The 494-nt window shown below is 47.0% G+C and carries 1 protein-coding gene; it reads left to right on the top strand.

The genetic code is table 11. The features are described 5' to 3' along the window. On the top strand, window positions 1-494 hold a 494-nt coding region (locus tag OD917_RS22565; RefSeq protein WP_263525622.1), incomplete at both ends, for a hypothetical protein.

Here is a 494-nt window from a genome sequence, read left to right as displayed (position 1 = left end):
GAACATATACTTTAACCGTAACGGATTCATGCTCTTCTCAGACAAATTCTGTGACAATCGGACAGCCTTCTGCTGCTCTGGCTTTGGGCGCTTCTTCTAAAACAGATGCTTCATGCTATGGAGCAAGCACTGGAACTGTGACTGCGGGGACTGTATCAAACTCTGTGGGAACCGTAGCCTATTCTTGGAAAAACAGCGCTAACGCAGAAGTGGGAACAACTGCTTCAGTTTCAAACCTTCCTGCCGGAACATATACTTTAACCGTAACGGATTCATGCTCTTCTCAGACAAATTCTGTGACTGTTGGACAGCCTTCTGCAGCTTTAGCTTTGGGAGCTTCTTCTAAAACAGATGCTTCATGCTACGGAGCAAGCACTGGAACTGTGACTGCGGGGACTGTATCAAACTCTGTTGGAACCGTAGCCTATTCTTGGAAAAACAGCGCTAACGCAGAAGTGGGAACAACTGCTTCAGTTTCAAACCTTCCTGCCGGA

The organism is Flavobacterium sp. SH_e (assembly GCF_025717045.1).
Taxonomy (GTDB): Bacteria; Bacteroidota; Bacteroidia; order Flavobacteriales; family Flavobacteriaceae; genus Flavobacterium.
This window is presented reverse-complemented; position numbering and strand designations above follow the sequence as displayed.